We start from the raw sequence: 11,857 nt of genomic DNA, 5'->3' as shown, positions 1-11,857 counted from the left end.
GCCCCTTCGTCCTTCGTCATGTCAGTGCCTTCGTCCTGCCGGTCGTTCCGGTCGTTCCCGGCTCCGTCACCGCCGTCGCGCCGTAGTGGCCCATCGCCCAGTCGTCGTCGTACACGGAGTCCAGGTAGCGGTCGCCCAGATCGGGCGAGATGGCGAGCACGGTGCTGCCCGGCGGGATCACGTCGCTCATGGCCCGCACCGCGGCCAGCACGGTGCCGGTGGAGCCGCCGAGCAGCAGACCGTAGGCCCGTGCCACATGACGGCACATCAGGACGGTGTCGCGCTCCTCGACGAGGACCTTGTTGAAGGACCCGTCGTCGCGGAAGATCTCCGGCCGCCGGCTCGACCCGAGACCCGGTATCCACCGCTGCCCCGGCGGCCCGCCGAAGGTCACCGACCCCACGCTGTCCACGGCCACGACCCGGGTGGCCGCCCGCACCCGCCGTACGTACTCCACGCAGCCCATCAGGGTGCCGCCGGTGCCCGCGCCGACGAACAGCCAGTCGGGCTCCCCGAACCCCTGGAAGATCTCCGCCGCGGTGCCGTCCCGGTGCGCCTCGGGGTTGGCCGGGTTCGTGTACTGGTTGAGCCACACCAGCGACGGATCCTCGGTGAGACGGCGGTGGATCAGGTCGATACGGGTCTGCAGATACCCGCCGTTGCGGTCGCGCTCGGTCACGACGGTCACCTCGGCGCCCAGCGCGCGCATGAAGCGGATGCTGCGCTCGTTGGCGTTCGGGTCGGTGACCAGCGTGAGGTGGTGGCCCTTGGCGGCGCACACCGAGGCGAGCGCGATGCCGAGGTTGCCGGACGTCGACTCGATCAGCCGGGACCCGGGCTTGAGCACGCCGTCCGCTTCGGCGTTCTCCACCATCGCCCGGGCCGTCTTGAGCTTGATCGACCCGGCCGGGTTCAGTCCCTCGATCTTCAGGTGCGTCGAGAACCCGGGTGCGAAGCCGGGCAGTTCGAGGAAGGCGTGCGCCCACGCCAGCTCGTAGGCCCACTGTGCCCTCACGGGCGGACCGCCTTTCTTACCTGCTCGGCCAGGAATTCCGGCCGGCTCGCGTTGAGGTGGTGGCCGCCGTGTCCGGCGACGCTCAGACCCAGTTCGCCGTGCGTGAAGCGCCTCCAGCGGTGGACGTGCCGTTCGTGGTCCCGGGTGAGGGGGTCGTCCGCGGCGAGCAGCACCGTGACCGGGCAGTCCAGCGCGGTGCCCGGCGGCAGGGACAGCAGCCCGGCCCAGGACCGTGCGGCGGCGGCCGAGTCCCGCCGGAAGTCCTCGGCGAGCCGGTGCCGGCCGGCGGGCGGCAGCACGTCCGCGTCCAGGCCGGTGTTCCGTACGAGCCAGTCCCAGACTTCCTCGTCGCTGCGCCGCAGTGCCTCGTCCGGGTCGTATGCCGCCGGGTCGTCGGACCGTGGCAGCGACGCGACCACGAAGACGTGCGCGGGCTCACGGCCCGCACGGCGGAGCGCGAAGGCGGCGGCCAGAGCGGGTGCCGCGCCCGCCGAGTGGCCCAGGAGCACGACCGGGCCCTCGGCACGCTCGGCGATGGCGGCGGCCGGATCATCGGCCCCCGCCCCGCCGAAGTCGGCCGCCAGCACCCGTACCGGGGCCCCCGCCCGGTGCAGCGACCTGGTGAACTCCAGGTAGCTGACGGGGGTGCCGCCCGCGAAGGGGAAGCACACGACCGTGGCCGCGGGGCCGGCGGGCCGCAGTCCGGCGGCCTCGGTCAGGTCGGTGAGCGGGCCGGTGCGGGCGACCGTGCGCGCCGGGGCCGCCGCAGGTGAATCCCCGGCGGGCCCTGCGGGCCCGGCCGGCTCGCCGAGTTCGGCCGGGGCCGGCTGGGCGAGCTCGGCCAGCGCCCGCGCGGTCGGACGGGCCAGCACGTCACGCAGCGTCACCCCGGGCAGCCGGGCCGCGAGCCGCATCGCGGCCAGGGAGTGCCCGCCGAGGTCGAAGAAGCTGTCGGTGACGCCGACGGTGTCCGCGGGCACGCCCAGTACGCCGGCGAACGCGGCCACCATCGCGGACTCGGCGCGGTTCGCGGGCGGCTCGAAGGCCACCGGGCGCCCGAGGGCCAGGGGACGGCGGCTCAGGGCGGCGCGGTCCACCTTGCCGTTCCGGGTGACCGGGAAGGCCTCCAGCCGCTCGACGACGTCCGGCAGCATGTACCGGGGCAGCGTCCGTGCCAGCGCGGCACGCAGCGCCTCCGGTTCCGGCTCGGCGGTGCCCGTGTACCAGGCGGCGAGCCGGTCCCGGCCGCCGTCGCGGCGCACCAGCGCCACGGCGTGGTCCACGCCCGGCACCCCGGCCAGCGCGCCCTCCACCTCGCTCAGCTCGATCCGGAAGCCCCGCAGCTTGGTCTGGTGGTCGCGGCGGCCCGCGCAGTCCAGCACCCCGCCGGGAAGCCAGCGCCCGATGTCGCCGGTGCGGTAGAGCAGCCCGGAGGCGGACGGGAGCGTGTCGAGCGTGTTCGGCACGAAGGCCCGGGCGGTGCGCTCGGGGTCGTTGAGGTAGCCGAGGCCCACGCCCGTGCCCGTCACGAGGATCTCGCCGTACGTGCCGAAGGGGACGTGCCGCCCGTCGGGGCCGACGATGTGGATGCCGGTGTTGGCGATGGGGCGGCCCACCGGAACGCGTTCCCCGGTCTCCGGGCCGGTCAGCACATGGTGCGTGACGTCGTCGGAGGTCTCCGTCGGCCCGTAGGCATTGACCAGGGGCACCTCGTAGCGGGCGAACCAGCGGCGGGTCAGCGCGGGCGGGAAGGCCTCGCCCGTGACCAGGTTCCAGCGCAGGGCGGCCAGCGCGCGCGGGCGTTCGTCGAGTTCGGCGAGCAGCGCGTCCAGGAACGACGGCACCACCTCCAGTACGGTGACGGCCTCGTCCTCCAGTACCCGGGCGAATCCGGGCAGGTCGGTGACGAGTTCCGCGTCGAAGATGACGGTACGGCCGCCCACCAGCCAGGCCGACAGCAGCTGCCACACGGAGATGTCGAAGCACTGGGTGGCCACCTGCGCCACCACGTCGTCCGCCGTCAGCCCCAGGTCGTCGATCTTGGCGAGCAGGTGGTTGAGCATGCCCTCGTGGTGGATCAGCGCGCCCTTCGGCTCACCGGTCGAACCGGACGTGAAGATCAGGTAGGCCGGGTCGGCGGGGCCGGGCCGGGTATCGGGTGCGGGACGCGGGGCCGGCTCGGAGACCAGCTCCTCGTAGCAGAGGATCACCGGCGCGTCCTCGCCGTCCGGGGCCGGCCGGGATGCCAGGGTGTCCCGGTGCCCGGCGGTGGTCAGCACATGGCGGCAGGCGGACCGGGCGAGCATGGCGTGCCGCCGCGCGGCCGGGTCGGCGGGGTCCTGCGGCAGGTACACCGCGCCGAGCCGCAGCAGGGCGAGGACGCTCACCGCCCATGGAATCCCGCGGTCCATCGCGGCGGCGACCACGTCACCCGCCCGCACCCCGGCCGCGTACAGCCGGGCGGCCAGGTGCGCGGAACGGGCGTCCAGTTCGCGGTAGGTGAGGGCGCTCGCCCCGTGCCGTACGGCGATGGCGCGGGGCCGGGCCGCGGCCTGCGCGGCGAACAGTCCGGGCACGCCGGCCTCCGGCAGCGCCCGCGCGGGTCCGGCGAGCCCCGCTGTGAGCAACTCCCGTTCGTCGTCGCCCAGCAGGGTCACCGCACGGTGTCCGGCGCCGGGGTCCGTGACGAGCAGCTCCAGAGCGCGCCGGTAGTAGCCGGCGATCCGCTCGATCTGCTCGGCCGGGAAGGCGTCGCGGTGGTAGTGCAGCGACAGCGCGACCTCGCCGGTGAAGGCGTCCTGCCAGAACTCGGCGCGGAAGGGGAACTCGGTCTCGCTGGCGACCCGGGTGCGTTCCAGCCGCAGTCCGTGCGCGCGGCGCAGCTCGTCGAGCACATGGAAGTGCGTGAAGTTGAAGACCGCCTCGAACAGCGGCTCCTGGGACTGCCGCACCCGCTTCATCTCGCCCATGGGGTAGCGCCGGTGCGGCAGCAGCGCCGTCTCCGTGCGGTACACCTCCCGCACCAGATCGGACCAGCTGCCGTCGGCGACCCGGACCCGGAAGGGGACCGTGTTGAGGAACAGGCCCGTGATCCGGTCCCCGTCGACGGCCTCGGGCCGGCCACTGTGCTCATAGCCGGTCAGCACGTCGTCGGAGCCGGTGACGAAGGCGAGCACGGCCACGTGCGCGGCCATCAGCACCGACTTCACCGGCACGTTCAGCCGCTCGGCGACGCGCTCCACCGCGGCCGGGACGCCGTCGCCCAGCGGAACGTCGTGCATGGTCACGCCGGATGCGTCCGCGGGATCGAAGGGGTAGCGGGGCAGGCGGGTGCCCTCGTGGCCGTCGAGGACGCCCTGCCAGAAGTCGCGGCTGCCGGCTGACGCCACCGCGGCGCGTTCGAGGCGCACGAAGTCCTGGTAGCCGGTGCCGAGCGGGGCGAACTCGGGGGTCCGGCCCGCGCGCAGCGACAGATAGGCGGCGAACAGGTCGTGGTGGACGACGCTGACGCTCCATCCGTCCAGCGCGGCCGCGTGGTAGCTGAGGCTGTACTGGTAGCCGCGCTCGCCCAGCAGGTGCAGCCGGATCCGGACCAGGCCGCCCTCGGCGGGGCGGAAGCCGCGGGCCAGTTCACGGTCGTAGAAGCGGGCCAGCTCGCTTTCCTGCGCGTCCTCGTCCAGCCGCGACAGGTCCGTGATCTCGACGGGGTCCGCCGCGCGGGCGTGGACGATCTGCAGCGGCTCGCTGAACCCGGACACGTGCAGCGACGTCCGCAGCATCGGGTGACGGGCGGCCACCGCGTCGGCCGCGGCCCGGAAGGCTTCCGCATCGAGGGGTTCGCCGATGCGGAAGCTGACGATGTCGTGGTAGAGCCCGGGCCGGGCACCGGTCAGCTCCACCTCGTACAGCAGTCCGGCCTGCAGCGCGGACAGAGGGTACGCGTCCTCGGCGTCCGGCGGCAGCCGGCGTGCGTCGTCCGGGGCGAGCGGACGCGCCGGTCTGGCCGGCTCGCTGTCCGGACCGCCCTGGCGTACGCGGGGTTCGAGGCCGGCGAGCGTGGGATGGGCGAACAGGTCCTGGAAGGAGAAGTCGAGCCCGCTCTGCCGTGCCTCGGCCAGCACCCGCACGATCTTGATCGAGTCGCCGCCGAGGGCGAAGAAGTTGTCGTCCAGGCCGACGCCGTCCACACCCAGCACGCGCCCCCAGATCTCCGCGAGGCGGACCGCGACCGGGCTCGAAGGGGCCCGCCCCGCGGTGCCGGTGCCGGTGCCGGTGCCGCGCTGGGGCGGCGGCAGGGCCCGCACGTCCCGCTTGCCGTTGTGCGTGGTGGGGATCGCGGGCACGGTGACGACGAACCCCGGGACCATGTACGAGGGCAGTTCGGCCGCCAGCCGGTCGCGCAGCGCCGCCTCGTCGTAGCCCTCGTCCGGCACCACGTACGCGCACAGGACACGGTCTCCGCCGCCGTCGTCGAGCGCGAGGACCGCGCACGCGGTGACACCGGGGGCGGTCTCGGCGACGTGTTCGATCTCCGCCGTCTCGATCCGGTAGCCGCGGATCTTCACCTGGGTGTCGATCCGGCCCAGGTACTCCAGCGTCCCGTCCGGCAGCCAGCGGGCCAGGTCGCCGGTCCGGTAGCCGCGCCCGCCCGGCAGTTCCGGGTCGTCGACGAACCGTTCGGCGGTCAGCTCCGGCGCGTTCAGGTACCCGCGGGCGAGCCCCGCCCCGCCGATGCACAGCTCGCCCGGCGTTCCTATCGGGGCGGTGGTGCCGGCGCGGGTGACCACCCGCAGGGCGAGGTTGTCGATGGGGCGGCCCAGCGGGACCGGGCGTCGCGGGTCGAGGTCCGCGCACGGGAAGTGGGTGACGTCGACGGCCGCCTCGGTCGGGCCGTACAGGTTGACGAGTTCGGTGCCCAGGGGCCCGGTCAGCAGGTCCGCGAAGCGGACGGCGTGCGCCGTGCCCAGGGCCTCCCCGCTGGCGAAGACCCGGCGCAGCGACGCCAGGGCGGTGGCGTCCCGTTCCACGTACTGCAGGAAGACCTGTAGCATCGACGGCACGAAGTGCATCGTGGTGACCCGGTGTTCGGCGATCCGGGAGACCAGGGCCGCGGGGTCCTTCTCGGCACCGGAGGGAAGGGTGCACACGGACGCCCCGGCGAGCGTCCACCAGAAGATCTCCCACACGGAGACGTCGAAGGTGAACGGCGTCTTGTGCAGGATGACGTCGCCGTCGGACAGCGGATACGCGCGCTGCATCCACACCAGCCGGTTGACGACGGCCCGGTGCTCCAGCATGACCCCCTTGGGGCGGCCGGTGGAGCCCGATGTGTAGATGACGTAGCACAGGTCGTCGGGGCCGGAGCCGCCCTCGGGCGCGGGCGCGTCACCGTCGAGGACACCTGGTTCGGTCACGTCGACGAACACCCCGGTGTCCGGGAGGGCCCGCCGTGCCGCGGCGTCACCGATCACGACACGGGCCCCGCTGTGCTCCAGCATGTACGTGACGCGATTCGCGGGCAGTGTCGGGTCGACCGGCAGGTAGGCGCCGCCTGCCTTCAGTACCGCGTAGACCGCGGTGAGGGAGAGCGGCGAGCGCGGCAGGCAGACGCCGACGATCGTGCCCGGCCCGACGCCGGCGGCGCGCAGCCGGTGCGCGAGCTGGTTGGCGCGCCGGTTCAGCTCCGCGTAGGTGGTGGCGTCGTCGCGTATCGCGATCAGCTGCGGGGTCTGCGCCGCGCGCTGTTCCAGGAAGTGGTGCAGCGGGACATCGGCGGGGAAGGCGACGGCGGTGGCGTTGAAACCGGCGAGTGCGGCGCGCTCGCCGGGGTCGGCGTCGAGGAGGTCGCCCAGGGGGGCGTCCGGCTCGCGGGTGGCCGCGTCGAGCAGCCGGGCGCAGGTGCGGGCCAGCCGCTCCGCGGTGTCCGTGGTGAACAGGTCCGCGCGGTGGTGCAGCGCCAGCCGCGGTTCCCCGTCGCTCAGCCGGACATCGACCTGGATCACGCATCCGGCGTCCGCCGCCCGGGCCGGCGACAGCTCGCCGTCGACACCGGCCGCCAGATCGGTCGGGAAGCGGCCCTCGGTGCGCAGCAGGTGATCCACCGGCACATCCAGGTGTGCGGTCGCCTCCTGGTAGGCGGCCCGGGCGGCGGCGAGCAGACCGCGCGGCGTGCTCTGACGGGTCACGGTCAGGCCGAGCGGGAAGGGGATGTCGTGCTCGGTGCCGGCGCGGCAGTAGCCGGTCACCACCTGTACCCGCTCGGTGTCGGTGGCGCGCGCGCCGAGCACCGCGACGACGGCCGCGGTCAGTACCCGGGCCAGCGCGGGCCGGCCCCTGGTGAGGGTCCGGCAGCGCTCGGCGCACCCGTCCGGCAGCGGCACCACGACCTGGTCGTGGGCGCTTTCACCGGCGCGCTCCGCGAAGTCGCGCGGCAGGAAGGTGGGCTGCTCCCACTCGGCGAGGCGGGAGCGCCAGTATGCGGCCTGCTGCGGAAAGGACTGGACGGCTCTGCTGAGCTGGAGCGCGGTGCTCATGGTGCCCTTCGTGTGCATCTCGGCGGTCCTCACAGGTCGAAGTCCGGGATCTCGGCGGCCGGTGTCGCGACTCCCGCCCGGAGCACCGGGGCCGTGGGGTCGGCCAGCAACTCGGCGACGGCCTCCAGGTACGCGTCGAGCAGACAGCGGACGGACGCGCTGTCGTAGAGATCGGTGGCGTACTCCAGGTCGAGCCGCAGCTCGTCGGGGCGCAGATACGCCTGGAGGTTGAGATCGAAACGGGTGGTGCCCGGGTTGACCAGTTCCGTACGGGCGGTGAGCCCGGCCCGGCGCACCCTGTGGAAGTCGATGTCCTGGAGCGCGAACAGCACGTCGAACAGCGGGTTGCGGCCCGGCTCCGGTACCGCACCGAGCCGCCGCGCCAGCCGGGGGAACGGCGGCCCCTGGTGTGTCAGCGCCTCGCGGGCCAGCCGGTCCGCCTGCACCACCAGGTCCCCCAGCGTCGCGGCGTCGTCGTCCAGCCGCACGCGCAGGCAGGCCGTGTTCACGAACATGCCGACGACGTCGTGGAGATGGGGGTGGGTGCGCCCGCTGGTGGGCGTGCCGACGGTGAAGTCGCGGCGTCCGGAGAACCGTGCCAGCGTGGCGGCCCAGGCGGCGAACAGCACCGCGAACACCGTCGTGCGGTGCCGCCGCGCCGCCGCGCGCACTTCGGCGCGGCCTTCGGCGTCCAGCGTGGTGCCGATCACCGCTCCGCGGGTGGCCCGCTGCGGTCCGCGCGGACGGTCCGAGGGAAGGAGCGGACCGGCCGGCACGCCCGCCAACTGCCGCAGCCAGTACGCCTCGTCCACCGCGTCGTCCCCCCGGGCGGCCCGGTCGTGCGCCCACTGGGCCGCCGCGCGGTAGTCCGTGGGCCGCTCGGGCAGTGGCTCGCCCGCGTACGCGGCGAGCAGATCCTCGATCAGCACCCGCAGCGAGACACCGTCGAAGACCACGTGGTGGGTGTCGAGGTGGAGGTCGTGCCGGTCCGGTTCACCGGTGCCGGCCAGCAGGGCGCGCAGCAGGGGAGCGCCGTCGGGGCGATAGGGCCGGAAGGGGCGTACGAATCCGGCGAGGATCCGTTCGTCGGGTACGGGCAGGAACGTGAACTCGGGTGCGGCGGGCGGGGCGGGCTCCTGGTGTACGCCGTCGGCGTCGACGGTGAACTGCAGCCGCAGCGCCTCGTGACGGGCCACCACCGTGGTGAGGGCGGCCCGGAGCCGTTCGGGGTCCAGCCGCCCGGTCAGCTCCAGCCGTACGGGGATGTTGTACGCCAGTGACTCGGGGTCGGCCTGCCAGATCGTGAACAGGCCCTGCTGTTGCGGGTGGAGGGGGACCGCTCCCGGTGCCGGACGGGGAAGGTCCGGCACCGGGGCGGAGCCTCGGGTGGCGATCGTGCGGGCCATCCCGGCGAGAGTGGGCGTCGCGAACGCCTCGGCGTAGCCCGGCGCGGCGCCGTCCCGGCCGAGCCGGCCCAGGAGGACGCCCAGGCGCAGCGAGTTGCCGCCGAGTTCGAAGAAGTCGGAGTCGGGGCCGATGGCCGCGGGGTCGATGTCGAGCACATCGGCCCACCGTTCGGCCAACGCGGCCTCCGCCGCGGTGAGTTCGCGTCCGGTGTGCCCGGCGGTGGTCGTGGGACCGGGCACGGCCGGGGGCAGCGACCGGTGGTCGACCTTGCCGCTCGGCGTCAGCGGCAGCCGGTCCAGCAGCACGAACCGGTCCGGGCACAGGTAGTCCGGCAGCCGTTCGCGCAGCGCGCGCCGGATCACCGGAGCTCCGGCGTCGGGCGCCACCACGTAGGCGGTGAGGAAGCGTTCCCCGCCCGGCTCGCCGACGACCCTGGTGTGCGCGTCCACCACGCCCGGCAGCGCCAGCAGTGCCGCATTGACCTCGGCGAGTTCCACCAGATGGCCGCGGATCTTCACCTGGTCGTCCTGGCGGCCGTGGAAGTGCAGCAGGCCGTCCTCGTCGGCGTGCACCAGGTCGCCGGTCCGGTAGTGGCGTACTCCGTCCAGCGTGACGAACTTCCGCGCGGTCAGCTCCGGGTCGGCCAGGTAGCCGCGCGCCAGTCCGGCGCCGCCGGTATACAGCTCACCGACGGTTCCGGCGGGCACCGGGCGGCCCGCCTCGTCGCAGACCCGCACGGTGGTGCCGGGGATGGGCCGGCCGATCGGCAGCGGGCCGGCGGGGTGCTCGCGGACGGGGAACGTGGTGGTGAAGGTGGTGTTCTCCGTCGGCCCGTAGCCGTTGACGACGGTGAGCGAGGGGCAGGCCTCGCGGACCCGCCGCACATGCTCGGGGGAGACCACGTCGCCGCCGGTCAGCAGCGTGGTGAGGGAGGCGAAGGCCGCCGGGTCCTCCTGGGCCATGCGGTGGAACAGCGGGGCGGTGATCCAGGCCAGGGTCACGCCCTGGTCCCGGACCGCCTGCGCGAAGCGCCACGGCACGACGGCCGTCTCCTGGTCGACCACGTGCAGCGAGGCACCGTTGAGCAGCGCGCCCCAGATCTCGAACGTCGCCGCGTCGAAGGCGAGCGACGCGGCCTGGAGCATGCGCTGCCCGGGTGAGAGGTCGACGTAGTCGGTGTCCTTGACCAGGCGCAGCACCCCGCGGTGTTCGACCATCACGCCCTTGGGGCGTCCGGTGCTGCCGGACGTGAACATCACATAGGCCAGGGGGGAGGGCCCGGCAGGACGCCGTTCCCGGCTCGGCGGCGGCACCTCGTCCGGCGCGCCGCCGAGCCGCAGCAGTTCCCCGAGCCCGTACGTCCGCGCGGGCTGCGGCGCCGTGAACCGTTCGCGCACCGGCTCCGGGCACACCACCAGCCGTAGCCCGGCCGCCTCGGTGATCTGGCGGATGCGGTGCTCGGGATACGCCGGATCGATCGGCACGTAGGCGCCGCCCGCGAGGACGACGGCGAGCAGGGTCACGATCGAGTCGGCCGAGCGGTCGAAGGCCAGGCCGACGAGGGTCTCGCGGGCCACGCCGAGCCGCCGGAGCCCGGCGGCGGCGCTCGCAGCCCGCTCGTACAGCTGCCGGTAGGTCAGGGTGACGGGGCCCGCGACCAGGGCCGTGCCCGACGGGCGGGCCCGGACCTGATCGAGGAAGCGGTCCTCGATCAGCCCGTCCCAGGACGGAGGGTGCCTCATAGGTGTGCTCCAGGTGCGGCCGGACGGCCGGGTGGTCGGCGGTCGGGAGGGATGCGGGGTGACGGTCGCGGGCTGCGGGGCTGCGGGGCTGCGGGGCTGCGGTTCGGAGGGAGGCGGGCCGGTGACGCGGACGGGCTCGGAGGTCCCGGAGCCTCGGAGGTCCCGGATGTCCCTCGCAGGTCTCGGAGCCCTCGGGTCTCAGAGGTCCAGGACCAGGCGGGGCCCGCGGGAGCGGGAGACACAGATGAGCATCAGGTCCCCGGCCGCCCGCTCCTCCTCGGTGAGGAGGCTGTCGCGGTGTTCCGGCGTGCCCTCCAGCACGACGGTCTCGCAGGTGCCGCAGGTGCCCTCCTCGCAGGAGGCCAGCACGGCCACGCCCGCGTCCCGGACCGCCCTGAGCACCGAGGTCCCGGCGGGCACGGGGACCGTCTTGCCGCTGCGTTTGAGTACGGCCTCGAAGCCGGTGTCCGCGCACTCGGGGGCGGCGGCGGGAGCCGTGGGCGTGAACCGCTCGGTGTGCAGCGTCACCCGCGGCAGCGCGTCGCAGCGTTCCCGTACGGCCTGCAGCAGCGGCTCGGGACCGCAGCAGTACACCCGCGCGCCCGCCGGTGCGCCGGACAGCCACCCTTCGAGGTCCGGCAGTCCGCGCTCGTCCTGCGGGACGACCGTGACCCGGTCCCCGTAGACCGCGAGTTCGGGGAGGAACGCCATGGACGACCTGGACCGGCCGCCGTAGAGGAGCCGCCACCGGGTGCCCCTCCGCTCGGCCTCGGCGAGCATGGGCAGCAGCGGGGTGATACCGATGCCGCCGGCGATGAACAGCAGGTCGTCGGCGGGGAGCAGCGGAAAGCGGTTACGGGGGCCGGCGGCGCGCAGCCGCGTGCCCGCCGCGACCGTGTCGTGCAGCTCCGCCGACCCGCCGCGCCCGTCCGGTTCGCGCAGGACCGCGATGCGCCAGGTGCCGGGCCGGTCATCGGGGGTGCACAGGGAGTACTGGCGTACGAGCCCCGACGGCAGCAGAAGGTCGATATGGGCTCCGGGCTCGGCGCCGGGCAGCGCACCGCCGTCGGGGGCCACGAGCTCCAGGCCCAGTACGCCCGCCGCGAGTCCGGTCCGCTCACGGACCAGGACCTCGAACGTGTCGCCGGCCATGTCTTCCC

4 protein-coding genes are annotated in these 11,857 nt (G+C 74.2%); all 4 read right to left on the bottom strand.

What is annotated here, in order from left to right:
• Positions 1–16 precede the first annotated feature (16 nt).
• On the bottom strand, positions 17–1,015 hold the full coding sequence (gene sbnA, locus Srubr_RS39370; protein ID WP_229926896.1) for a 2,3-diaminopropionate biosynthesis protein SbnA: 999 nt from the start codon (positions 1,013–1,015) through the stop codon (positions 17–19).
• Positions 1,012–7,566 carry a non-ribosomal peptide synthetase gene (locus tag Srubr_RS39365; protein ID WP_189998032.1) on the bottom strand — a complete coding sequence of 2,185 codons (6,555 nt, stop codon included), beginning with the start codon at positions 7,564–7,566 and terminating at the stop codon, positions 1,012–1,014. Before Srubr_RS39365 ends, sbnA begins: the two co-directional genes overlap by 4 nt.
• Positions 7,567–7,577: 11 nt before the next feature.
• The gene (locus Srubr_RS39360; protein WP_189998033.1) at positions 7,578–10,697 is read right to left on the bottom strand and encodes a non-ribosomal peptide synthetase; all 3,120 of its coding nucleotides are present in this window, start codon (positions 10,695–10,697) and stop codon (positions 7,578–7,580) included.
• A gap of 198 nt (positions 10,698–10,895) precedes the next feature.
• The gene (locus Srubr_RS39355) at positions 10,896–11,849 is read right to left on the bottom strand and encodes a PDR/VanB family oxidoreductase (RefSeq protein WP_189998034.1); all 954 of its coding nucleotides are present in this window, start codon (positions 11,847–11,849) and stop codon (positions 10,896–10,898) included.
• Positions 11,850–11,857: the final 8 nt, after the last annotated feature.

Source organism: Streptomyces rubradiris (assembly GCF_016860525.1).
Classification (GTDB): domain Bacteria; phylum Actinomycetota; class Actinomycetes; order Streptomycetales; family Streptomycetaceae; genus Streptomyces; species Streptomyces rubradiris.
This window is presented reverse-complemented; position numbering and strand designations above follow the sequence as displayed.

Excerpts from the sequence above, each read along its gene's own strand:
- Srubr_RS39355 (WP_189998034.1), bottom strand. The coding sequence starts at position 11,849 with ATGGCCGGCGACACGTTCGAGGTCCTGGTCCGTGAGCGGACCGGACTC.
- Srubr_RS39360 (WP_189998033.1), bottom strand. The coding sequence starts at position 10,697 with ATGAGGCACCCTCCGTCCTGGGACGGGCTGATCGAGGACCGCTTCCTC.
- Srubr_RS39365 (WP_189998032.1), bottom strand. The coding sequence starts at position 7,566 with ATGCACACGAAGGGCACCATGAGCACCGCGCTCCAGCTCAGCAGAGCC.